The organism is Flagellimonas olearia, from assembly GCF_004150225.1.
Taxonomy (GTDB): domain Bacteria; phylum Bacteroidota; class Bacteroidia; order Flavobacteriales; family Flavobacteriaceae; genus Flagellimonas; species Flagellimonas olearia.
Genome location: NZ_ML142907.1, coordinates 520759 through 545692, shown reverse-complemented (window position 1 = coordinate 545692; position 24934 = coordinate 520759). Strand labels below are relative to the sequence as shown.

Sequence of the window (24934 nt, the reverse complement as noted above, 5' to 3'; positions counted from 1 at the left end):
TTAGCTTTTTGTTTTATCTTGGATCAAATAGGCGCAGCGCCTGGCCCCGGCAAGAATATGATCTATTCGTTCCACTTTGACATTAGGTCCAAGAACCGATTGGAACGTATTCAGTTCCGTGGCACAAAAACCTTGGCATAATGTAGCAGCGGCACAAATGGGGCAGTGGTTTTCTATCAATAGGTAATCACCATCCTGATTTTGTTCGTAATGGGCCATATAGCCTTCTTTTTCACGCAATTCGGTCAATTTTTTAACTTTTGACTCCAAAGGGTCCGTTTCCATAATGGTCTTGCGATAGTTCCGTAGGTTATCCTCTCCTGTTGAATTGATGAGTTGGGACAAAGTTTCCTCTCCCAAGTTCTCCTTGATGGTGTTGATCAATCTCAAGGTCAGCTCCGAATGGGAATCGGGAAATTTGCCATGCCCTTTTTTTGTCAAAGACCAGAATTGTTGCGGGCGTCCTCGTCCCAAGGCCCTGCTTTCAGATTTTACATAGCCATCATTGGAGAGTTTTAAAAGCTGAAACCGAGCACCTTCCGTAGTTACACCAAGGGACTGGGCCAAATCTTTCAACGTTTTTTCACCCTCGTTTTTGAGTATCCAAATAGCCCGTTCGTTTTCTGGAACATTATTATTCATAATAAACAAAGTGATTATTTGGTTTATTTGACAAATGTAATATCTTTGTACTGCTTTTAAAAGTCATTTTATTCAAATCTACATATTATGAGTTACAAATTACCAGAATTATCGTACAGTTATGACGCTTTGGCACCCTATATTGATGCAACAACCATGGAAATTCACCATACCAAGCATCACCAAGGCTATGTGAGCAAACTTAACGCTGCATTGGAAGAGGCCAAACTTGAGGACTCTGATTTGGAAAGTCTTTTTGGAAAGATCTCAAAATTGTCCGGTGGTATCCGAAACAATGGCGGTGGTCACTACAACCACAGTCTGTTCTGGACCATTTTGACACCAGCTGGCACCGAATTGCCGGCAAAGCTTTCCGAGGCCATTGAAAGTGCATTTGGATCGGTGGAAGCGTTTAAGACGGCCTTTGCCAATGCTGCAGCAACTCGTTTTGGTTCTGGATGGGCTTGGTTGATCGTTGATGGAGATGGTGCATTGAAAGTAACATCCACTCCAAACCAAGACAATCCATTGATGGATACGGCCCAGGACCAAGGTACTCCCATTTTGGGATTGGATGTTTGGGAGCATGCCTATTACCTAAACTATCAAAACAAAAGACCGGAGTATATCGATGCTTTTTGGAATGTGGTTGATTGGAAAGAAGTGGAAAGACGTTACGTAGAAGCGCAGCACTAGACTTTAGTTTTCTAGTACCGATAAGCCAAGCCTGGTCCTGAATAATGGATCGGGCTTGTTTTTTTATATTGCCCCTTTTTGTAGCCAATATTGCGGCCCCTATAGAACAACTTTGGTAGGTGAAATTATAAGGATGACCTCAGTTTCTCCAATTTTGTATATGACGCTGTCACATTTCCATTAGGGTACTTCCATCAAAACTGAAAATCCATGTTGGTGGGAACTTTAAATATTCACTGCTCTTTTTAATGATTGCAAATATCTCATTATCAAACCATAGGTATTGGGTAGTGGGTTTTTCACAATTGCAAAATAAAAAGTTAAAAAAGTAAGAATAATACTACCTTAATTATAAGTTTTTATAACTTATATAGCAAAATAGTATAACCTTAAAGTATGTAAAAATGAAAAAAGAGAAAATTTCCGGGAAACTGTTCATTAAAAAACAAACGATTTCCAATTTAACCTCGAGCTCCATCACTGGTGGAGGCTCAATTTGTCCATCTTCGGCTTGTCCTACGAGCAACGACAATAGCTGTTCCATAGGTTGTCCTACGGATACAACCAATGCCAATTGTACCTCAGGGACTTCTGCTGCCATTTCGTGTTGCTAGACCACTTGTTGTAAGCTATTTACTTTAAAATCATCAGTTGGTTTCATCTGATGGTTTTTTGTTATGCTTCATCTCGGGGCTTAACAACCATAATAATCAATATGTAAAGGAAATCCTTGGGGTGATCCTTTTTGTTCTGAAGACTATTGTGAGAACATGATCAAAGAAAGGTTAGAGAAGATATTGTGTGAAATCGATGAAGTGACCAAGAATGGTTATTCTGATGAGGAACACGTTGGGGCACTCGTGGGGCTTTCAGGGATTTCGTTGTTTCAATTTTATTATTCCAAGTATAAGGACACCAATGACCATTCTACAATTGGCGTTGAAATTCTTCAGCGGGCAACCAAAAAAATCAATCAGGGATATAATTATCCCACTTTTTGCAATGGTATTGGCGGAGCCGGTTGGGTATTGAATCATTTGGATGAAAATGGGTTTATTGATATTGACTGTGATGAATTGCTTTCCACATTCGATGACCTTTTGTATTCCATGATGGTTTCGGATATGCGTAGAAAAAACTATGACTTTCTGCATGGGGGCATTGGGTACGCCCTATACTTTATAGGTAGGTATAGAAATGCCAAATCCAAACAGTTAAAGAAAAAATACAGAGCATACCTTTTTGAGTTCATCGATTTGTTGAAGGCAAACTCCGAAAAAGACGGAAATGGGTTTAAATGGATTTCGATACAGACCAGGGGAGAGTTCCATAATACCTACAATCTTGGACTTTCCCATGGAATAGCAGGCATTATTGCCATTCTGGCCAAATTGCATGCTTTTGACGATTTCAAAGGCAATACGGAAAACATGCTAAAAGGAGCCGTAAACTATGTTATGGGGTATAGAAAGGAGAACGACTCATTTTTCCTTTTTCCAAATTTGGTCTCCTCAAACGGTGGGGAAAACGGTCCAAGTAGGTTGGGATGGTGTTATGGCGATTTGGGGATAGGATTACAGTTATGGTTTGCCTCCAAGGAGTTGGATAATCAAGCCTTGGCCCATGAGGCCATTTTAATTTTAAAACATTGTGCAAACCGAAGGGTTCCGGAAGAGACACTGGTAAAGGATGCGGCCTTATGTCATGGTTCGTATGGGATTGCGCTGATGTTCCTGAGAATCTATAAGGAAACCTTGGACCCTGATTTTGCAGAGGCCGCGGAGTTTTGGATGCAAGATGGGTTACAGAAAGCGTTCCACAAAGATGGGTATGCCGGGTATAAGCAATGGAGGGATGTGGACTCATGGAAGAAAGAGATTTCCTTGTTGGAAGGAATCACGGGAATTGGTCTCGCGATCATGGATTACTTAACGGATTCCGATAATAATTGGGATGAATGCTTATTGATAAGTTAGATAGGAATGAGGTAAATGTCAATAAAATAAGGGTCTACGGCTAAATCCCTTGACTTTTTTCTACTGAAACCGTAGACACTCAAAACCCTTTCCCATAAAGGTTCCAGCTTCATAAAAATAGATTATCCTACATTATATTTTTTGCAGAATAGTATTAAATAATAGTAAGTTATGTAAATAGATATAATCTATTTCTGACAAAATGAAAATAATACGTTAAATAAGTAGGAATAATACTATTATATATATAAGTTTTTATAACTTATTACAGTAATAATTTAATCTTAAAACCTTTTTAAAAATGAAAAAAGCAAAAATCTCTGGAAAGCTGTTTTTGAAAAAACAAACCATCTCCAATTTGAATGCAAACTCCGTTGTGGGAGGAAATTCCAATTATTGTGAAACTGCTTCACTTGGCTGTCCAACAGACACTACCAATGGGGATTGTACTTCTGGTACTTCTATTGTAATCTCTTGTTGCTAGGAGCATAAGAAGGTTGGTTTTAAAAAAAGAATCATCAGTTGATTTTCATCTGATGGTTTTTTATTGGTATAAGGTTAGATTATTTTTTGTAGGAAAATACACATATTAAGATGTGTGAATCGCTGATGATAAGAAAATGCGAGAGATTGTTTTGGAAAATAAACAGGGGCAGATGCTTAAACAGGAGTTGGAGTCGAAATTGCTTGAGATTGATCGGATAGTCAAGCAACGTAGCTTGGATGAAGGTCACATTGGCCTACATACAGGTTTATCCGGAGTTTCGTTGTTCCAGTTTTACCTATCCAAATACAGAAACACCAATGACGATTCTGTGATTGGGGTGGAAATCCTTGAAAGGATTATGGAAAAAATCAATCAAGGGTATGAGCACCCCTCATTCTGTAATGGGATAAGTGGAGCAGGGTGGGTATTGAGTCATCTGGAGGGAAACGGATTTGTTGATATCGATAGTGATGAACTGCTTTCAGGTTTGGATGATTTTCTTCATTCGGCCATGATCGCCGATATGAAAGCCAAAAACTATGATTTTTTACATGGTGCCATTGGTCATGCCCTGTACTTCGTTTCAAGATATAAAAATACTAGGTCCAAACGATTAAAGGAAAACTACAAGGAATACCTTTTGGAGTTCATCGATTTACTGAAATCGAACTCTGAAAAAGAACAGGATGGCCTTAAATGGATTTCCGTTCAGCAAAGGGATGTGGTATATAACAAGTACGACCTTAGTCTGTCGCATGGTATAGCTGGTGTTATAGGCATCCTTACCAAACTGCATGCCCATGAAGACTTCAGGCAAATAACCGAAACCCTGCTCCGGGGGGCTATCAATTACCTTATGGGGCATAAAAAGGAGAACAGATCATTTTTTCTCTTCCCCAATTTAATACTGCAAAATGGTGAGGAAAGCATACCCAGTAGATTGGGATGGTGCTATGGGGACCTTGGTATTGGAATGCGTTTGTGGTTTGCATCAAAGGAATTGAATGATAAGCCGTTGGCAGACGAAGCCATATCCATTTTAAAACACTGCGCAACCCGCAGAACCCCTGATACGACCATGGTGAAGGATGCTTCCCTCTGTCATGGCTCATACGGGATTGCCCTGATGTTCATGCGAATCCATAAGGAGACACTTGACTCCGATTTCGAAGAGGCCGTAGAGTTTTGGATACAAGATGGCTTAAACAATGCGATTCATGACGATGGGTATGCAGGGTACAAGCAATGGCGGGAGAAAGATTCATGGACAAGGGAAATTTCATTATTGGAAGGAGTAACCGGAATAGGTCTTGCCCTAATAGACTACTTGGCAGGGTTTGATACCCAATGGGATGAGTGTTTAATGATCAGTTAGTTTCTATGAAAAATGAATGTCAATATGAAATTTTCCCCGATTATGTGCTTAGGACACCATTGCTGTCCTTTGACACCTACAAGCAACTTACCTCACAAAGTGTAATCTCCGATGAGACATTCAAGGATATTTGTAAAGACCCCATTATTAGGGAGGCCTTGTATTTGGCATCCCCATTTTTATGGGAAGAGATCGACCGGTGGTTGAACATGGGAATCACCGATAGGGACAAAGTTGAAAAACTACAATACACTATCCTTAAATACCTTTCAAGAATGGCCTCCCGGTGCACTCCTTTTGGACTGTTTGCAGGTTGTGCCGTGGGAAGATTTGGGGATGCTACCCAAATGGAGTTGGAGGGGTTGGATAAGAACAGGCGGCACACCAAATTGGATATGAACTATTTAGTGGCGCTGTCCCAAGACTTGGTGAAAAATAGCAAGATAAGGGAACAACTGCTTTTTTACCCCAACACCAGCATCTATGAAATAGGGAACCAATTGCGATACGTGGAATACCGATATGTAAATACAAAGCGGCATCACCAAATAGCTGCGGTAGACCAGAACGAATACTTGAACAAAGTGTTGGAAAAAGCGAGGCAAGGCTCACGGTTGGAAGAACTGGCAAGTGTATTGGTCGATGATGACATAACTTATGAAGAAGCTCAGGGATATATAGTGGAACTGATCAGCAATCAATTGCTCGTAAGTGAACTGGAGCCTTCGGTTTCCGGACCTGAGTTTTTAAAACAGATTTGTTCTGTATTGGATGGAATGGAGAATGTGGAAGATTATGTACAGGTTCTTGATGATGTGCAAAGGCAACTGGATGGGATCAACAAAACTATTGGAAATGATCCCAAGGCGTACTGGGAACTTGGGGAGGTGATCAAAAAGCTGGAAACGGAGTTCGACCCCAAATACTTGTTTCAAGTGGATATGGAGCTTGCACATGAAAAGAACACACTGAGCAGCAAGATCATTGATGATGTCCAGAAGGGGCTCACTTTTCTGAATAAAATATCAATACCCTTGGAAGAAACGCTGCTGTCCAATTTCAAAAATGCCTTTAATGAACGATTTGAAGGGAGGGAAGTTCCATTGTCAACGGTTTTGGATACCGAAATTGGTATAGGATATAGGCAGGACCAAGGCCATGGTGATGTAAACCCTTTGGTGGATGATATTGTGGTGGATCTTCGAAAAAAAGGCCAGCAGGTACGGAATATGATGTGGACGGAGGTAGATGTCTTTCTTCAAAAAAAATTACTTGAAGCCCATAAGAACAACGTCTATACCATTGTACTTGAAGATTCGGATTTTGAGGCGTACGAAGCCAATTGGGATGAGTTGCCCGATACCATTTCATGCATGATAGAACTGGTGCAGGTCAATGGGGAGGAAAAGATTCGCTTTAAAGGGGGAGGAGGATCCAGTGCGGCCAATTTATTGGGACGTTTTTGTCATGGGGACAAAGAACTTCATGAACATGCAAGCAAGATCATTGATGTTGAGGAGAAGCTCAACAATCACAAGATCATGGCCGAGATTGTCCATTTACCGGAATCCCGGGTGGGAAATATTTTAATGAGACCGGACTTTCGCACCTACGAAATCCCATATTTGGCAAGATCCATTAAACCCACGGAGCAACAATTGCCCATAAATGATCTAATGCTGTCGCTAAGGAACAACAGACTGTTTTTAAGATCCAAAAAGTACAACAAGGAAGTAGTGCCCCGTTTGACCAATGCCCATAATTATAGTAACAAAGCTCTTCCCATTTATCATTTTTTGTCTGACATGCAGAAGCAGGATAATAAGGGAGGGGTATGGTTCAGTTTGGATAAGTTCGCTGAGGATTTTGAGTTCTTTCCCAGGGTTGAGTACCATAATTTGATTCTTTTGGAAGCTACCTGGAACCTTAAAAAAAGCCATTTGAAGGCAATTATAAAGGTCAAGCAGGATAACAATGCCCTCCTTGAGAAAGTTAGGGAGCTCAGGGAACCATTGCAAATACCCCAATATGTAAAGCTTCTGGATGGTGATAATGAATTGTTGGTGGATCTTGAAAACCTCACATCTGTTCGTATGTTGCTGGATACCGTTGCAAAACGTGATAACTTCAGATTGGGTGAGTTCCTACACCATCAAGAAGGGGTTGTAAGGAAAAATGGAGCATACTTTACCAATCAGGTCATTCTATCATTTTATAACGGACAAAACCTAAACCATACCTCCACATGAGCAAGAAAAATATAGATAGAAGCCTGATACCGGGAGATGAATGGTTGTACTATAAAGTTTATACAGGCCCCAAAACCGCAGATGCCATTTTGGTCAATGGTATCCGTCCCGTTGCGCAACAACTGTTACAGGACAAGATTATAGACCAGTGGTTCTTTATCCGGTATTCCGATCCCAAAAACCATTTAAGGGTTAGGTTCAAGGCTTTGGGCACTGAACATATTGGAAGTGTTATAAATAAAATATACCCTTATTTTAAAAGCCTAGTGGGCCAAGAATTGGTTTGGAAGGTCCAGATAGATACTTACCATCGGGAAATGGAACGTTATGGGAGCAACACCATGGAGCTATCGGAACAACTCTTTTTTCATGATAGTACTTGCATTGCTGATTTCTTGGATGTGATTGAAGGCGATGAAGGGGAAGAACTCAGGTGGTTGTTCGCTTTGCGCGGCATGGATACTTTTTTGGAGACCTTTGGATTTTCGGATGAAGAGAAATTGAATCTCTTGGACCGATTGAAAACAGGGTTTGGGATTGAATTTGGCATGTCCAGGGCCCTAAAAAAACAGTTGGATGACAAGTACCGGGCGGAAAGTAAAAAAATAGATCAATTTATGCTGTTGTCCATGGAGAATGCATCCGATTATTTGCCCATACTTCAGATACTTGAAACCAGAAAAAGTAAAAATATGCCCATAGCAGTCGCTATTATGGGCCATCAACAATCCGGAACCCTTCAACTCGTATTGAATGACCTCATGGCTAGCTATCTGCACATGTTCATGAATCGGCTTTTCAAGTCCAATAATCGCTTGCACGAACTGGTTTGCTATGATTTTCTGTACCGCTACTATAAATCAAAGATTGCCCGAAAGAAGTACCAAAAATCCAATGCCGTTGCCAAGTCGGCATAAGAAGCCAATTTCAAAAGAAAACAAACGGCACCTATCTATCAAAGGTCTTTCTCAATTGATAAAAGATGCGCTCCATAACGGTCAATTCTTCGATGATTACCTCCGCCTTGCCCTGCATCTCCGGTTTAAAATCAATGGATTTACCATAGGAGGTGGTTAGACTGTTGATTTCAATTTGAAGCGTGTATAATACTTGTTCCCCTGGTTTGGGAACTTCCGATATACTGGAGACCATGCCCTCAAGGCTGCCCCACTCCTGGAAGGGGTAATTATCCAGTTTGATCATAACTTTTTGCCCTGTCTTGACTTTTCCGGAATTTCTGGCAGGTAGGGTTGCATGGCCAATAATTTCTTCTGGATCGTCAGGAACAATCGTAAAGATGGTCTCTCCGGCAGATACATGTTGATATTGGCTCCAAATATCAAAAAAGGTGGCCGTACCATCAATGGGGCTTTTGATAATATAGTTCTGTTCCCAACTAGCTATAGCATTGTTCAGGTTTTGTTGCGCCTTTCCAAGCTGTTGCCCCAACAATTGTCTTCGGATGATGTCAGGTTGTTTCTTGATGGGGGTCAAAGTGTTGAATACAATGTAGTTTTGATATTGGGCTATAAAATCATCGTATGCCATTTGAACATCGCCCAATTTCAGATGGAAGGGAAACAACGATTTTAGGGAATCCAATGTGATCAACGGAAGATTGGAGTCTTTCAGGTGGTTTTTCAGGTAGTACACATCATCAATGGTCGCTGTGTTTTCAATCTCTGCCAACGGTTCCCCTTTACGTACGTTCTGTCCGGGTTGTATAAAAATCTGGGTCAATCTACCTGAGGATTTTGACTTTAAATATACAGGGGGATTTTTGCTGGTAACGGTGATTTGGGCTGGAATGATGTCATTATAGCTTATAAGCGAAGCTCCCAACAGCAACAGGAAGATGATAATGAAGACCAAGGTTATCCCAAAGCGAATGACCCAGTTTGGAGCCTTGCCCAAGATTTCCCGTACCTGGTCGGAACGTTCGTCCCAATTGTCCATTCCGTTTTTGTTTGCTTCCATTTTTTGCTAGTTCCCTAATTCCAGTTGGTTCTTTACCAAGGTATAGTACATTCCTTTTTCAGCTGCCAATTTCTTATGGTTTCCTTGTTCAATGACCTCCCCATTGTCCAGTACAACGATTTGATCGGCATTTTTTACGGTGCTTAGCCTGTGTGCTACGACGACAACCGTTTTACCTTTATAGAAACCCTTGAGCCGCTCCATGATGACCTTTTCATTATTTGCATCCAAAGCACTGGTAGCTTCATCAAAAAAAATGAAATCAGGGTCTTTATAAACCGATCGGGCAATCAAAACACGTTGTTTTTGACCCCCACTGATATTGGTCCCGCTGCTACCGATTTTTGCTTGGTACCCCAAAGGAAGGGTTTCAATGAAATCATCAATATTGGCCACGTGGGCGGCATGGGACAGTTTGGTTTTGTCTACCGTACCTTCTGATTGCGATTCCGTAATGTTCCGGGAAATGGTATCACCGAATATAAATCCATCCTGCATCACGGTACCACAGTTTTTTCTCCAAAAATGGGTGCTGATGTTTTTGAGTTTCGTATTGCCAATGGAAATACTTCCTTCAGTGGGGTCATAAAACTTCAATAAAAGCTTGATCAAGGTGGTCTTCCCACTTCCACTGGCCCCGACAATGGCGGTTACCTTGCCCTCGGGAATTTCCAAGTTGATGTTTTTTAACACCATGGGAGATGTTTTGCCACCGTACCTAAAGCTCAGGTTCTTGAGTTTTATGGTCTTATGGTTGGGCAGTTCACTGATGTAATGTTCCTTGGAATCTTCCTCATCCTTTTTAGTGTGGATCTCGGCCAACCTTTCCAGACTGATCTTGGCATCTTGACCCGTTTGTATAAAGGTGATGAAATTATTGATGGGCAAATTCAGCTGCCCAATGATGTACTGTATGGATAGCATCATACCCAAGGTAAGCTCCCCATCAATAACGGATTTGGCGGCCACAAAGGTTATGAAAATGTTCTTGAGCTCATTGAAGAACTGCCCCCCGGAATTCTGGGTTTGTGAAAGGGACAGACTCTTAATGGATACTTTGAATAATTTAACCTGTATGGCCTCCCATTCCCATCTTCTTCGCCGTTCAGATCCATTGAGTTTTATTTCCTGCATCCCTGAAATGAGCTGGTATATGCTACTTTGGTTGTTTGCAGACTGGTCAAATCTTTTATAGTCGAGTACTGCACGTCTTTTCAGGAACAGGAGCGTCCAGCCCACATAGATGGCAGACCCCGTAATAAAAATGATAAATATGGTAAGGTTGTAATACGCCAGGACTATTCCAAAGATGATAAGGTTGAAAGCAGAGAACAGTGTATTCAGGGTAGTGCTGGACAGGAAATTTTGGACCCTGTCGTGGTCATAGATCCTTTGGATAATGTCCCCCGTGTTCTTGGAATCAAAAAAGGAAATGGGCAATCGCATCAACTTTATCAGAAAATCTGAAATAAGGTTAATGTTGATCCGGCTGGTCATATGAAGCAAGATCCACCCCCTAATTAAATCCACACTGGTTTGGGAGATAAAAAGTGTGAGCTGTGCAATCAGGATTAAATATATAAAGTTGAGGTTTTGATAGTTGATTCCGTAATCCACCACAGCCTGTGTCAAAAAAGGAAAGATCAATTGCAATAGACTACCTACGGTGAGCCCTATAAAAAGCTGAATAATATATTTCTTGTAGGGTTTAAAATACCAAAATAGAAATTTGAAACCGTAGTCCTTTTTTTCAGTAATTTCGGCTTCATAGAATTTTGGTGTAGGCTCCAGCAGCAACAGATATCCATCTGATGTATCAATGTTGGCGCCTTGTCCTATCCAACCCGCGACAAAATCCTCTTTTGAATACTGTAATAGCCCGTGGGCCGGGTCTGCAATGTAAACATTATCCTTGTCTATTTTATATACAACAATGAAATGTCTCTGCCTCCAATGGGCTATGAGGGGTAAAGGGGCTTCACTCTCCAGATCGTTATATCCAAGACTTACCGCTATGGTGTGAAAACCTATTTCCTCTGCAGCTTCGGCAATCCCTCCCAAGGAAACCCCTGCTTTGGTAATATTGGATTTCTGCCGAAGATAATCAATCGGATGTTCCTTTCCATAAAACTTGGATATCATGCGTAGGCAGGTTGGCCCACAATCCATTTGATCCAACTGTTTAAAAAAAGGAAACTTTTTTGGAGGCATTAGGCGGCTTGAGGATTCTAAATTCTTTTAAAAATACAGAATTTTCACTCACCTATGCATATTATTTTTTACAATTACTTTTTATTTTGACTACAGAAATATACCTATCCATTGACAACAATGAGGTTTTTGGAAAACGGAATCAAAGTTAATTGTGGAGCCAAACAACATGTAAATCAGACCTCTTCCATTATGGATGATAAGGTCACTTTGTTTTGGGTAATCATGCGGTACTGGTTGTTAACTCCTTTTTTCGCGATTGCCCGTATGGTCCATTCCCTTTTCCCGTTCCAAAAGGATCATCTGTTTTGGCCTGAAATTCAAAATCAATGCCCTGCGTTGTCCATCTGTACGGTTGCCCTTACTGTAATGCAGGGTATGCCCATCATGGAAGGTGCATCCACCGGCCTGCAAAGGAATGGGTTTGGCATTCGCGGTATCGGCTTCACAATAAAGGGCTCCACCTCCAGGTAAACTTTGATGGGGGAGCACTTCCTTTTCATCAACTGGCAAAAACCACATACAACCATTGGCCTCATGCACATGGTCCAATGCAATCCAACAGCTTGCGGCTCGCTTATCTGGCAAATCAATCCAGTAGGCAGCATCTTGGTGCCATGGTGTTTCGGTGTCAGTATGGGGTGCTTTATTGATCAACATATCAAAATCAAGTTCCATGTCCTCTCCAAGCAAATGCTTGGCCCATTCCGAGGCTTTTTTATAGGCATTATGTGCCATTAGTTTTTCCTCGATCATACTGGGTCGCATAATTTGGGTGATGCGCTCTACTTTTTTACCATCGCCATTGGTGCTGCCCGCCAAGTCACTGCGCAACCCTTTGGTCTTATCTGTTTCGGATAAGAGTTGATTGTATATGCTTCGTAGTTCCTCTACCTCATGGGCTGTCAATAGTGAAGGGATGGCCACATAGCCTTCTACGCTGAAAGTTTCTTTGATATTTTCCATGATATTTCGTTTTTCCAAAAATCAGAACTCCAATCCAAAATAGCTACTATTTTTGTACAACCTTACTTTTTTGAACATTTGATGAAAGAGATATCCACCCGAACCGTTCTTTTGCCCTATCAGCACCGCATTCCGAGGGTGGAACAATTTGGGCATTACAGGTATGCAAGGGCAAATCCGGGTTTGGAAACCCATTTCCATGCGGATATGATTGAAATTTGTTATTGCCTTGATGGGGTGCAACAGTATATCGTGGAAGGCCACAGACATTACCTAAAAGGCGGTGACATTTTAATAGTCCCTCCCAATAGGGCCCATGACACCGGTGGGATGCCCGAGGAAAAGGGTGAGCTGTATTGGATACAGTTGAAACTTTCCGGGCAAGGGGAAAAGCTATGCCATCTTCCCCAAACAAAAAGTGGTTTGCTTTTACGAAGGTTGGAGGAGGCTTCCAATATACCTTTTAGAGGTGCGCAGCAGGTCAAGGAGCTGTTGGTGGAACTGTTTGCCCTGTCCACCCATAAAGCAATGGATTTGGGTGAAATTCGAAGGGAGGCCCTGTTACTTCGTCTCTTATTGGACACTTTGGACCTTTCCCAACGGAAACTGGATACTGAGGTTTCCCAACGGGTTATACTGATAGACGATTTTATAGAGAAGAATCTATATCGAAATATGTATGTGGATGAACTGGCCGACCTGATCCAGGTGTCCACAGGGTATTTTAAGGCATGGTTTAAGCTGAACACAGGGAATACCCCAAAAGAGTACATCAACCGAAAACGTATGGAAAAAGCCAAAGAAATATTGCCCATGGAGTCTTCGGTGACCGAGGTGGCCTATGCTTTGGGGTTTAATTCTTCGCAATACTTTTCAACGGTGTTCAGGAAATACACGGGAAAATCACCAAGGGAGTATATCCAAGAGCTGAAAAAAGTAAGGGAAGATTGAATTGCCCATAAGAGCAATTCTACCTTCCCTTTTATATAGTGTTGGTTGATCTAGTCTTGTACCTCTACTATCATTTCAATTTCAACCGCAATATTGCTAGGCAAAGAACCCATTCCCACGGCAGCCCGGGCATGCTTTCCACGCTCACCGAAAACGGCGACCATTAGATCGGAATACCCATTGATTACCTTGGGGTGGTCCGTAAAATCGGGAGCGGCATTCACCATTCCCTTCACTTTTACGACACGTTTCACCTTATTGAGGTTGCCCAATTCCCCTTTCAGAACGGAGAGTTGGTTGATTCCCGTAATTCGAGCTGCTTCGTACCCTTCCTCAATGGAAAGATTGTCCCCAACTTTTCCAGTGATGTTGTTGCCATCGGGTTTAAGGGGACCTTTTCCAGCAAGGAAAATCAAGTTCCCTACACGGACGGCATTCACATAATTGGCCACTGGGGGAGAAGGTTCACTCAAGGTTATGCCCAACTCCTGAATTTTGGCCTCAGGATTATAACTGGGATCAATCACTTCCTCTTTTTTTACGGGTTCATTTTCAACTGTGGTTGAATTTTCTTGTTTGGGTTGACAGGAGACAGCTCCTATCAAGACCACGGCAAGAAAAGCGATTGTACGTTTCATATCAGACTTATTTATGCGTTAGCCAATATTTCCTTCAAGCGTTGTGCAACAATGCGTTCTTGTCCTGGGTCCATCATCCAAGTGGTAATACCTATATCATCCTTACCTCCAACGGTTTGGATGGATGGGTGACCTTCACGAAGTTGTTTACGGGCTTCCTCTTTTGTGATTTTCACAATGCTCTCATCCCAAGTCACCCTTAAGCTGGGTACATGGTTGGCAACTGGAGGTACATGGATTTCAGTCTCAACACCTGCAACGGATTTGGCACTTTCACTGATCAATTCGATTTGGCTTTCCCAAAGTTTCCATTCTTGTTCGTGGTCTTTGGACAAGTAAACCTCCAAAGCAACCAACATACCCAAAATTTCCTCCTTGTTCACTTTCATACCCCTGGCAATGGTAGTACCTCTTGGTGGGCAGTGCAATCTTGCAGCCTCAATGTACTTACGCTTACCCAATAGAAGCCCGGCACTCTGAGGTCCACGGATTCCTTTTCCTCCTGAAAAGCATACCAAGTCAAAGCCCAATTTGGTGTACTTGAACAAGTTTTCCACTGGAGGTACATCAGCAGCGCAATCAATCATACAAGGAATACCATGCTTTTGGGAAAGGGCTACAAATTCCTCGTGCTTAATTTTACCGTTAGCGGTGTTTGCATTAAGGAACCAAAACATTGCCGTGTTTTTATTGATGGCTTTTTCCAATTCCTTGACACCATCCACCTCAACAATTTTTGCTCCAGTGTTCAATAGGGCATGGGTATATCCAATGGCATGTCCTTTTTGTACAATAACCTCATTCTTCAATCCGGTTGTGTCAGGAAGCTGGCTTACCTTTTTGTTGTCCATTCCGCAGATAACACCGGCCAATCCAATGGTCATGGCTCCAAAGCACCCGGAGGAAACGGTTGCATACTCACAATCGAGCAATTCGGCAATACGTTCACCAACCTTGTCCTGTAGATCGTCCAGGTTTACGTATTCAGTGGTTGCATATTTAATGGCATCGGTCACTTCTTTTCTCATTAGACATCCGGTCATGGAGGTATAGGTACCTGCAGCATTGATAAATGTACGTACGCCCAACTCCTTGAAGAAATTCCGGCCCGCGGTTTGGGTGACCGTTGTTTCCAGGGTTTTTGCGGACAACAATCCGGTTCCCATTAATCCGCCCGCAACGGGTAGGGCGGAAAGCGTTTTTAAAACTTTTCTTCTGCTCATAATCTTTGGTTGTTTATATTAAAAATGTTCTTACTATTTATTGGATTTGTTTTTATTGAAATACGGATTCACTATTTGCTCCAAGCTGGTTTTGAAAGACCGTTGAGGTCGTAGACCACTTTACCATCCCTGATGGTGAGTTCGCATTCTACTTTCTGATCTCCTTCCATTTTGGTATTCCTGGTGTCGATGAATCCGAATTCTCCCTTTTTATGGTTTAATACGGTAACATCGGCTACAGCCCCTACAGAAATATGTCCTAAATCGGTACGTTGAATGATCTTGGCGGGTTCCCAAGTTGATACGGCGATAACTTCGCTTAGCGACATACCCAAGTTTAGGAACTTGGACATGATATTGGCCATATCCTTCATTCCTCCATTCATACTTCCAGTGTGAAGGTCGGTACTGATGGAATTGGGTTTCAGACCTTGCTCCATGGCTGGAACAACTTGCTCGAAAACAAAACTTCCACCACCATGGCCTACGTCAAAAATGATCCCTCTTTTTTGTGCGGCAAAAACATAGTCCCTTACTTTTCCATTTTCATCCACAATGGGGGTACGGCCATCTACGTGACCATAGGCATGGGTGAAAATATCTCCAGGACGTAATTTTTCCATGAAGAGTGTTTCCAAAGACAATTCGGGCTCACTTCCACCAAAGTCGATCATAACCGGGATATCGGCAAGTCTTCCTGCCTCTGCAGCCCTTTCTGCGGGTGTCCAATCAAATCCACTGAAGTGTGCCAATTTTACCCCAACCACATCGTTGGGAAACTGTCTGGCTACCATGGCGGTCATCCGGGCATCCATATCACTTAGGTTTTGCTCTATAGGGCCACCTTTCATTCCAGAACCTACAATGTTCAAAAACGACAGTACCCTGGTTTTGGATCTATCGATCACCTGCTCTTTAAACTGTCTGAAGTTCCTCCAACCGGCACCCCCGGCATCGGCAACTGTGGTAACACCGCTTCTGAAGGTGAAACCATCTGGTGGAACAGCGTAAAAACCATTGCTCAAATAAGCATTGGATTCGGTACCATAAAAATTATGGCTATGGATGTCTATCAAGCCGGCACTTACATAAAGTCCCTTGGCATCGATTACGGTCTTGGCTTTGTTTTTGGATATGCTATTGGAAACTTCAGCAATTTTGCCATCTTTTATGGCAACATCCATGACTTTGTCAATGTTGTTTTTGGCATCGATCAAATGCCCATTTTTAATCAAGATGTCATAATCTTGGGCCATGGTCACCATGGTAAATAAGAAGATGAAGGATGTTGCATACAATTTCCCTATCCAAAGAATTTTTGTTTTCATAAGTTGGTTTTATTTATAAATGTTAATCTGTTTGCACTTGTATTGGACCATTTTCACCACTCTCCTGGAGTTGTTCCCTTAATTTGGTCACTTCATTTTTACTTACAGAACTGGCGTCATTACCAAAATTGGACCTAATGTAGGTGAGTACCTCGGCAATTTCTTGGTCACTCAAAAAGCTGTGTTGGGGCATCATGCCATTGTACACTTCATCTCCCACTTTTAGGCTGCCTTCCATACCCCGAAGCACTACACTGATGAGTCTTTCCTTGTCTCCGGTTACCCAATCGGTACCGGTAAGGGGAGGGAATCTACCCGGCGCTCCTTTACCATTTCGTTGGTGGCACGCACTGCAATAGGTCTGATATGCCTTTGGGCCTCCCACCAGTCCTCCTGAAATGAGGTTGTCCTTGATTTTATCGGGGGTCCTGATGTGGGAGAGTTTCTTGCGGTCTTCCATGGCCAATAATTGCTCTTCCCCAAAATTGTTGCGGTCGCCATTAAAGATGATTTTCCAAATCTTTCCTTTTACAGAATCGGAGATGTACATGGAACCATCGGGGCCAAAAGCAATTCCCATGGGGCGATATACCGCATCCCTTACGCTTACTAGAGGGTCCACGCCGGCAAAACCATCGGCAAATACTTCTACATCCCCACTGGGCTTGCCATTTTTGAAAGGGACAAAGCCTACAAAATAACCCGATTGGGGGTAAGGAGACCTATTGGTGGATCCATGGAAGGCAATGAAAGCCCCATTTTTATAGCGATCGGGAAATTGATCCCCTTGATAAAAAACCACATCGTTGGGGGCCCAATGCCCTGGAAAACCCATGATAGGGTCTTCGTACTGGTCACATCTTCCTATAATTTCACCATCCCCACCGTATTCTGGAGCCAAGACTTTTTTACCCTTGATTTGGTCATAATAGCAGTACGGCCACCCAAAGTCCGACCCCTCGGTGATTTTCATGAATTCCTCTGAGGGCAAAAGCGCACTTTCCCATGGGGTGTATTTGTCGGGCCATAAACGCAAAAGATCGTCCCTTCCGTGCATTACCCCATAGAGTTCGCCGTCGGTAGGGTTCCAAGTAAGGGCTACCACACTTCTAATGCCCGTTGCATATTTTACCCCATCTTTTTGGGTCTGCTCCAACTTGTTGGCATCAAACTTCCAGATACCCCCATGGTCTTCCAATTGCGGGCAGGGATCCATTCCGGGAACACCCGGGGTACGCTTTGGGTCTTGGCACGCATTTGAGGGTGCTCCAAAGGGTACATACATGTTTCCTTCATTATCAAAGGCCACTGGTTTGGCAATGTGCTCGTGTTTTCCATGCTCATGGTCATCGGTCAAAACCACCTCGACTTCTCCTTCCGGAACTAGGGAACCAGGCTTGAGTTTTTGTCGATAGACCACCAATTCCGAGCTGTAGTAGATGTAACCATTATAGATTCGCATGGCAGTGGCATAGCTCCAACGTTGGGGACCATTGCTTCCGCCAAATTTTTCGATGATATCCGCTTCGCCATTGCCATCAGTATCCTGTAAAGCCGCTACAACACCATCTTCTTTGGAGTTTCTGAGTTTGGCGTAAAGGATGTCATCTTCGGTCACATCCATGTGGCGTACCCTTTCAGGAATACTGTCCACAACCACCACAGAGGCGAAACCATCGGGCAGAAAAAGTCCTCCATCACGTCCCGGTTCCGTGCATTGCGTCAAACAAAAAACAACGCCCAAGGAAAGAATAATGCTCCTGATTTTGTGCTTGAAAACCATACTCTTTTAAATTATAAATCCGTTAAAATGTCTATCAGTCTTTCATCCGTACCTTCTGAAACCATTAGGTTTTTGGCCTGGTCCGTATTTTGGTTGTACAAGGCCCAAACGATGGCGGCATTCTGGTTTTTGGCCGCACCCGACTTAATTTTTTCCAAAAGTTTTTGCAAGGAATCCTGTTGGTTCAACTTTTTCATGGCCAAAGCAGAAAAAATATCATTTAGCCTAGGGACACTTGCGGTTTCATAATCGGCCACTTCTTTAAAAGCGGCATTGGCTTTTGAGGTATTTCCCATGTTGGAATGGCAAAGCCCCAATAAGTAGTTGGCCATTCTGTCATCAGGATTGTAGGGAGCACCCACACCTAAGTTTTCCGGCCATTTTTTTGACGCCTCCAATAAGGGGATGGCCCTGGAAAACTGATTTTTGGCCATATACTTTCTGGCTTGATACAGATGTGCCTGGGTATAGACCCTTTTACTTTCGGAAGCATGTTCAAAAGGCAATATCTGGATATTGTTGAGGATTGAAATCGCTTTGGGATATGCATTGGTGGCCACTAGGGCCTTTGCATAGCTTAATCCCACGTTGTAGTTCTTCGGAAACTTTTGAACCACCTTTTTCCCCAAGTTGGCCGCAGCTTCATTTTTGTCGTGCTTCAAAAAGAAAAGCATAAGATCGTCCCAATTTTTCCAATAGCCGTTATTGAGTTCAAGGGCTTTCTCATAATCCTTTAGCTGAACGGCATAAGGTTCATTTTGGAACACTTTTGCCCTAAATCTGTAGAACGTATCATTGTCTGGTGCTTCACCACACTCCTCAAGGGCATTTTTTGCCTTATCATCCAAACCAACGGACAAGTAGTTTTGCGCCAAATAATATTTGAACTTCCAATTTGGGTTGGCTGAAGCAGCCCATTCCAGAACGGGTAGCGTTTCCCTTCTGTACGGAAATACAAAATTCGGGGACTGTTTGGAAAGTCCATCCAAAAGTTCGGCACTCTTGCCGGTTGTACTGTTTCGGTCCAAGTACGCCATGAGAAGTTTGGACTTGAGATCTTTTGTTATGCCCAACACTTGGGTGGCGGCTTCTTGCTGACCTAAATTGATATAGGAGAGGGCAAGTTCCAACAGCGTCTCGTTGGGAAATTCGTTTTGAATGCCCTCCAGCACGTTGCTTGGGTCTTTTTGCGATAGAAGTATTTGCTCAAAGGCCGCAAAATGGTTGATGGGGCTGATTTTGGAAATTTCTTGGATTTGTTGATTGAAGGCGTTGGTGTTGGCCATCTTCCTATGTACAACCAAGAGAACTTGTCTTGCATTGAGATTATGTTGATTGTAATCCAAGGCTTTTTTGGCATAGTCCTCGGCAGTTTGCAGATTGCCTTCGTGCAAATGGATTTCCGCCATCTGCGCATACGAAACAGAACGGTATTGTATGGATCTTGCGGACCATCCAAAAGCTTCCAAAGCGTTTAGGGCATCATTTTGGGCCCAATAGGCTATTCCGGATAAATAATTGGCGGTTGGGTTATAGATATCCAGCTGTAGGCCCTTGTTTGCATAGTCCAAGGCCTTGCTATAATTGGTTTTTCGGTATTCCGAAATGGAACTGAGGGCCAATCCTCCAGGATGGGAGGGGTCCAAGGCCAAAAGCGCTTTCAATTGTTCTTCGGCTGCGGCATATTCCCTGAACTTAATGGCTTCCGAAGCTTCATGGTATAGTTTTTCCACTTCTGAAATCTTCAGGTCGGCATCTTGCTCAAAGCTTCTTTTAAGCAAGGTTTTACTCTTTGACGTGTAGTACAGCTTCCCTTTCCCGAGATTGACTTCCAAGATATCGGTATCCTTGCAGGCAATGGTCTTTTCAAAAACCTGCATGGGTTGTAATCGAAGGTTTTCAACGGACACTTCTTTTCCGTTTACCAAGATCTGTAAGGGCTCATCAAAGGCTTGAAGCGCATTGATTCCCAAATAGGCCGAATTCCCGTTGCGTTCCACGTTGAGCACCCCATATTTTGAAGCGGCTTCCATACCACCGATTTGTTTGATGGGGAACCATTGTTCGCTCCAAGAATCCATGACATACGGGTCAAAATTGGCCTGTGTTATAGGATTTTCAGCCCCGGGAGAGTACTGGTTGAACAAACGCCCTGCCTGAAATTCGATATATTGTCCGTCAGAATCAGTCAACAGGTCCTCCCAAATGCCTCCGGAACGCGATAGCGCCCATAGCCATAGTTTCTGACCGGGCATTTGCTCATAAGGAGCCAAATGGCCAAAACCTACGTTTCTGTCGTGGTAGTATCCTCCAAAATAGTTTTGGTAGTCACCTACAATATGATAGGATTTTGCAGGTCCAAAATCGTTGTTTTTGTAGAGGGCCAGGTTTCTTCCCTGATCATCAATGGGCCATTTCTCCCAAGTACCGTTGTGTTCCAAATATCCATTTCCGGGAATAAAGAACTCTAGGTCATTTGTGGCTACGGCTGCACCGGTCATCCAATTGTAGTAGGACTGATCTAATGGCGTTCCATTGTACCATGATGCATTGGTTTCAAAATAGGCCTTGTCTTTTTCCAGTTTGATCTCTACCTGCCAATAGGTTCTTGAAGGAAGATCTAAATTTCCCACCACGCAGCTTACACTGCCATCGCTATTGGTTCGGGTCATGTAATCCACAGGAGTGGCTGTTGCGGGATGGTGTCCAATGATACCGAAGTTAAATTCAATACCGCCCGAGGTCCAAGGTCCTCGCATGGCAATGTTCCTGAATTTTACCACTTCATTTTTGTATAAAAACTCGTTTCCTGTGCTCTTTTCCACAGCGCCCCAAACTTTTCCACCAATCTCGGGCAGTATGTAAACTTCGATATACTCGTTTTCCAACTTCACCACATTCCAGTTTTTCTTTGTGGATGTGTGGGAATAGCCCTCATACTTGAAATAGGGGTAAATTTTTGGGTTTTCCGTAAGAATTGGGGCCGGGTTTGGCGTGTCAAACCCATAGGTGTCCAGTACCATGGTTTCCTCGGTAATGGTAGCCTGGGAATATCCGTTTATAAAAAAGAGTAGGAGGCCTGAGTAAAGAAAAAGTTTCATTTTTAGTTTGTCGAGTTGTTTTTATATAGCAATAGCGGGCCATTGTTTTGGGCCACAAGAAGAGTTGAACCATTTAGAAGTTTGGCATCCCGCACCTGTCCAGAGATATTCATACCGGTCTTGGACTGTTCCACTGTGGTGAAATGACCGCTCCCGTCATTGATGAGTACAAGTCCATGGTTGGCATCATACCTGCCGAATTTGACCCTGGTTTCAAAGAAATTACCAAATAGCATCAGGTCGGTATCACCATCACCTTCCACATCAAAAGGGACTATGGCATAAATTGGAGCGAACTGTGCTTCAATGGGCAGTGGTTCCAAACTGAAGCCATTGCCATTGTTCCTTAAAATGGATGTTTTAAAGGTGTGGGCCTCAAATTTTTGTGCCCGGGCCAAGTTGTCCTCGCCCAAAACCTCGGAAACGGTCTGGGAGGCATAGTCGGCAAAATTGACATATTTGCTCTTCAGGTAGGCCAATTGGGAGCCAATATCGTCCTTGGAATAAACAGGGTGGTTCTTTCCACCCAGATAACAGCAAAGAATGGGGTCCAAAGAGCCGTTGTCGTCAAAATCATCCGCATAAAGGGTAACAGGCTCCGTATCACTGGCTTTCAATTGGGAATTTTGACCAAAATTGCCCAGTGCATAGTCCATATCGCCATCATTGTCGATGTCAATGGGAGTGATGCTGTTCCACCAGCCATCAGAGTTTTGCAGCCCTTCAGGGGTTTCCGGTACAAGTTTTCCATTTTTGTTGGCTAGGAAGATTACCGGGGTGAACTCCCCAACTGCAATAAGGTCCAAATTGCCATCTGCATTGAAATCCGTGAACACAGCATCGTTGATCATTCCCAAATTGGAATTTTCACCAAGAATGGCATCGGTGCCATCGGAGAAGTTTCCTTTTCCATCGTTCAAAAGAATCTGACTTTTGGGCGCCAATGGATATCGTCCGGGTTCCAAGCGACCACCAATAAAGAGGTCTTGGTCCCCATCTCCATCCACATCGCCCACAACGGCACATGAGCCACTAAAGCTCAATTTGGGAAGAAGTGTGCTTTGGTTTTCAAATCGGCCATTGCCTAGATTGATGTAAAGTCTATCTGTATAATTTCCCGGGAGGGTATCGTATTCATTTCCGCCGCTTACCACATAGAGATCGGGTAGCGAATCACCATTGGCATCGAAGAAAACGGCCCCAATGTCCTCAAACTTGCTGTCACCTTCAAAAACTGCTTCATTTTTGGAAAGGTAGCTGCCGTTGGGTGTCTGAATGAACAATGCACCGGCCTGGTCTTTTGCGCCACCAATGTAAATGTCCTCCAAACCGTCGCCATTGACGTCCTGAACGGCCAATTTAGGGCCTTGGGTGGAGAGCATATGGGGGAGGAGTACTTCCCTTTCAAAGTCAATGTATTTATTTTCCTTGTGGTTGAAGGCAACCAGGCTGTCTTGTGTGATATCTGTGAATAGCGTTGGTATTTCTTCCACGGTATTTTCCTGTACCGTTGCCTCATTTTGGTCTAAATGCAGCGTTTGGTTTACGGCAAGATTATTTTTTTGGGTGATGCTACCATCGGGCCAGATAACCTTAAGCTCAGCAATGGTATCTATGGTTCCAAGTCCGAAAATTATGGAGGGGTCCACAGAGGATTGGAACCCTCTTGAGGTATACAGCTCATGTTGAAGATTTAAGGTGTCCGCTTTAAGGATCACTTTGGAGCCAATGGCCAAGGTGTTTTTCCCTTTTCCTTTTAATTGTACCTTGAGATGGTTGTTTTGTGTGACTTTTTCCGCATTGTTACGGTAGATAAAGGCTTCTTCATCCATATTGTTTACCACAAGATCGTAATCCCCATCATTGTCCAAATCAACATAGGCGGCCCCACTGGAGAGTGATTTTCCTCCCAAGCCCCAGGCTGTGGTCTCTTTTTCAAATTGGAGATGTCCAAGGTTCTTGTAGGCATAATTTTCCTCAATGGAGGATGGTATTTCTTGGAGCAGGTCCTTTATGGCCATATCCACGCCAGAATCCATTTCTTCCAGACGTTTTTGAACGGCAAAGTTCATGAAGTCCATATTGGTATAGTCCCGTTTAAGACCATTGGTGACAAAAAGGTCGGTAAGGCCATCATTGTCAAAGTCGGTGAGTAGGGGTGCCCAGCTCCAATCTGTGGCATGGATTCCGGAAAGCTGTCCTACTTCGGAGAACGAGTTGCCATTGTTTATATGCAACATATTGCGCATATACTGGTGGTGAAAATCGGATTTTACCAGAAACTCGTATTTGTCATAGTTGTCCGGTCCGGAGACCATTTTTTGCCTAAAGTTCCCTTCGGGCAGCATATCAAGGGTCACAATGTCCAGTTTACCATCCCCGTTGATGTCGGCCACATCTGAACCCATAGAGAAATAGGAGGTATGGCCCATATATTTTTTTAGGCTTTCGGTAAAAGTACCGTCGCCATTGTTTAGATATAAAAAGTCGTGTTCATGAAAGTCATTGGAGATGTACATGTCTGGCCAATCATCATTGTTGATGTCGCCTATGGACACGCTCAAACCAAATCCCAGCACGCTGGAAATGATTCCAGCTTCGGAACTGATGTCGGTGAATTTGCCGTTGTCGTTCCGGTATAAACGGTCTGCGTATTCAGGAATGTATTCGGACCGCAATTCTTTGGAAGTGTTTCTAAAACTTGAATAGGGTTGTACGGAATGGTTGAGTACAAACACATCAAGGTCGCCATCTTTGTCGTAGTCAAAGAAATTGGCTTCTGTGGAGTATCCCATGTCGTCCAAGCCGTAATCAGCGGCCTTTTCGGTAAAAGTGAGGTCTCCGTTGTTGATGAACAATAGGTTTTTTCTTTTTGGAGCATCTTTTGCTGCAGAGCGGCATACATAAATGTCCACCAATCCGTCACCGTTCACATCGGCCATGGATGTTCCGGTGTTCCAGAGCCCTTCGGCAAAAACGCCTGCTTTTTCGGCGATTTCCTCGAACTCAAAGTTGCCTTTGTTCAGATATAATCTACTACCCACCATACTTCCGGTGAAGTAGAGGTCCATCAATCCGTCGTTGTTAATATCGCCTACAGCCACGCCACCACCATTATAGATATAGCCATAGGTGAGGATATTGAGATCATCGGTTTCCTTGACCAGGTTTTTAAACTTGATACCTGTATCGGAAGAAGACATTTTAGAAAACAATTGGGCAGAGTTATCCTTTAGGCATGAGGTAAGTGCCAGGGCACCTATCACACCAATGATATACGTAAAGCGCATTTTTTGAGGGATTGAAATTGAAATTAGGTTGTATCAAAAAG

Annotated in this window: 18 protein-coding genes; 8 read left to right on the top strand and 10 right to left on the bottom strand. The window is 43.2% G+C overall.

Annotated elements, in window-relative coordinates:
- Complete coding sequence (locus tag DN53_RS02480) at positions 1-642, bottom strand: helix-turn-helix transcriptional regulator (RefSeq protein WP_129652831.1); 642 nt, start codon at positions 640-642, stop codon at positions 1-3.
- 87 nt (positions 643-729) lie between these two features.
- Between DN53_RS02480 and DN53_RS02475 the strand changes: the two genes are divergently transcribed.
- From DN53_RS02475 to DN53_RS02445, 7 genes are all read left to right on the top strand, one after another.
- Positions 730-1338, top strand: coding sequence for a superoxide dismutase (locus DN53_RS02475; protein WP_242502050.1), 609 nt, complete (start codon positions 730-732; stop codon positions 1336-1338).
- Positions 1339-1742: 404 nt separating this feature from the next.
- On the top strand, positions 1743-1952 hold the full coding sequence (locus tag DN53_RS02470; RefSeq protein WP_129652829.1) for a class I lanthipeptide: 210 nt from the start codon (positions 1743-1745) through the stop codon (positions 1950-1952).
- A gap of 156 nt (positions 1953-2108) precedes the next feature.
- Positions 2109-3314, top strand: coding sequence for a lanthionine synthetase C family protein (locus DN53_RS02465; protein WP_129652828.1), 1206 nt, complete (start codon positions 2109-2111; stop codon positions 3312-3314).
- A gap of 301 nt (positions 3315-3615) precedes the next feature.
- On the top strand, positions 3616-3798 hold the full coding sequence (locus DN53_RS02460; protein ID WP_129652827.1) for a class I lanthipeptide: 183 nt from the start codon (positions 3616-3618) through the stop codon (positions 3796-3798).
- A gap of 172 nt (positions 3799-3970) precedes the next feature.
- Entirely contained in the window at positions 3971-5176 is a 1206-nt protein-coding gene (locus DN53_RS02455) for a lanthionine synthetase C family protein (protein WP_165357229.1), read from the top strand.
- A 5-nt stretch (positions 5177-5181) separates the two neighbouring features.
- Positions 5182-7425 carry a lantibiotic dehydratase family protein gene (locus tag DN53_RS02450; RefSeq protein WP_129652825.1) on the top strand — a complete coding sequence of 748 codons (2244 nt, stop codon included), beginning with the start codon at positions 5182-5184 and terminating at the stop codon, positions 7423-7425.
- On the top strand, positions 7422-8342 hold the full coding sequence (locus DN53_RS02445; RefSeq protein ID WP_129652824.1) for a thiopeptide-type bacteriocin biosynthesis protein: 921 nt from the start codon (positions 7422-7424) through the stop codon (positions 8340-8342). The genes DN53_RS02450 and DN53_RS02445 overlap by 4 nt, the downstream gene beginning before the upstream one ends.
- Positions 8343-8373: 31 nt before the next feature.
- Here the strand turns inward: DN53_RS02445 and DN53_RS02440 are convergent, their stop codons facing one another.
- The 3 genes from DN53_RS02440 to DN53_RS02430 form a co-directional block, all read right to left on the bottom strand.
- Positions 8374-9402: an HlyD family secretion protein gene (locus DN53_RS02440; protein ID WP_129652823.1), complete on the bottom strand. Its 1029-nt coding sequence runs from the start codon at positions 9400-9402 to the stop codon at positions 8374-8376.
- A 6-nt stretch (positions 9403-9408) separates the two neighbouring features.
- The gene (locus tag DN53_RS02435) at positions 9409-11613 is read right to left on the bottom strand and encodes a peptidase domain-containing ABC transporter (RefSeq protein WP_129652822.1); all 2205 of its coding nucleotides are present in this window, start codon (positions 11611-11613) and stop codon (positions 9409-9411) included.
- Between the two features lie 240 nt (positions 11614-11853).
- Positions 11854-12579 carry a phytanoyl-CoA dioxygenase family protein gene (locus DN53_RS02430; protein ID WP_129652821.1) on the bottom strand — a complete coding sequence of 242 codons (726 nt, stop codon included), beginning with the start codon at positions 12577-12579 and terminating at the stop codon, positions 11854-11856.
- 81 nt (positions 12580-12660) lie between these two features.
- Between DN53_RS02430 and DN53_RS02425 the strand changes: the two genes are divergently transcribed.
- Entirely contained in the window at positions 12661-13530 is an 870-nt protein-coding gene (locus tag DN53_RS02425; protein ID WP_129652820.1) for a helix-turn-helix domain-containing protein, read from the top strand.
- 50 nt (positions 13531-13580) lie between these two features.
- Here DN53_RS02425 and DN53_RS02420 read toward each other — a convergent pair whose 3' ends face one another.
- From DN53_RS02420 to DN53_RS02395, 6 genes are all read right to left on the bottom strand, one after another.
- Positions 13581-14168 (bottom strand): RidA family protein, encoded by a 588-nt coding sequence (locus DN53_RS02420; protein WP_129652819.1) that lies wholly within the window; start codon positions 14166-14168, stop codon positions 13581-13583.
- Positions 14169-14179: 11 nt separating this feature from the next.
- The gene (locus DN53_RS02415) at positions 14180-15391 is read right to left on the bottom strand and encodes an aminotransferase class V-fold PLP-dependent enzyme (RefSeq protein ID WP_242502048.1); all 1212 of its coding nucleotides are present in this window, start codon (positions 15389-15391) and stop codon (positions 14180-14182) included.
- A gap of 71 nt (positions 15392-15462) precedes the next feature.
- Positions 15463-16719 (bottom strand): amidohydrolase/deacetylase family metallohydrolase, encoded by a 1257-nt coding sequence (locus tag DN53_RS02410; protein ID WP_129652818.1) that lies wholly within the window; start codon positions 16717-16719, stop codon positions 15463-15465.
- Between the two features lie 22 nt (positions 16720-16741).
- Complete coding sequence (locus tag DN53_RS02405) at positions 16742-18502, bottom strand: PQQ-dependent sugar dehydrogenase (RefSeq protein ID WP_129652817.1); 1761 nt, start codon at positions 18500-18502, stop codon at positions 16742-16744.
- An 11-nt stretch (positions 18503-18513) separates the two neighbouring features.
- Complete coding sequence (locus DN53_RS02400) at positions 18514-21603, bottom strand: DUF5107 domain-containing protein (RefSeq protein WP_129652816.1); 3090 nt, start codon at positions 21601-21603, stop codon at positions 18514-18516.
- A gap of 2 nt (positions 21604-21605) precedes the next feature.
- A complete protein-coding gene (locus DN53_RS02395) occupies positions 21606-24893 on the bottom strand; it encodes a VCBS repeat-containing protein (protein ID WP_129652815.1) in 3288 nt (1095 codons plus the stop codon).
- Positions 24894-24934 lie beyond the last annotated feature (41 nt).